This is a genomic window from Bacillus sp. Nf3 (genome assembly GCF_003028545.1).
Classification (GTDB): Bacteria; Bacillota; Bacilli; order Bacillales; family Bacillaceae; genus Bacillus; species Bacillus safensis.
On the sequence record NZ_PYUA01000127.1, the window covers coordinates 1 to 513 of the forward strand.

Below are 513 nucleotides of genomic sequence, written 5' to 3' on the forward strand. Positions count from 1 at the left end.
CCGGCAAAGATGCCGATGTATTCGCGGTAGTTTGGGATCCAGCCGGCTTTCAGCTGGATCGCGCCATCCCTGAAGCTCTGGTAGTAAGCCAGGGTCTTGACGCGGGCAATGTCGGGGCCGGTCGGCAGCCAGGAGGAATGATTGATTTGGCCACCGAAGAGGAATTGGCTGTTGGGCAGTCCGACGCGACCCAGCCCAATGCCGAGGATAAAGTCCTGGGTGACCGTGGTGACTGTGTACTTCTGCCCGTTGTATACCTGTGGGCGGGCAGGACGGTTGTTTTCGAGGACGTCGTAGGCAAGGCTGATTGACGTGCGGCCAGTCAGGGAAATGTCGTGTTCGGCGAGTGCCGACCGCCAGCCACCGACGTCCCGCCACAACGAATCAATGGTCGGGGGCAGTTTGACAGACAGGTCGTGTTCCGCCAAGGCGTCGAACCGCTGGAACTTTTTCAACGTCTCGAGGGCCGCATCCGAAGGATTGGCGCTGGCAGCGGGCTCGGCTGGTGCGGCA

The 513-nt window shown here is 61.0% G+C and carries 1 protein-coding gene; it reads right to left on the minus strand.

The window, feature by feature from the left end; genetic code table 11:
• Positions 1-513, minus strand: a 513-nt coding sequence (locus C9414_RS20360; protein WP_219909148.1) for a hypothetical protein, incomplete at both ends; no start/stop codon positions are given.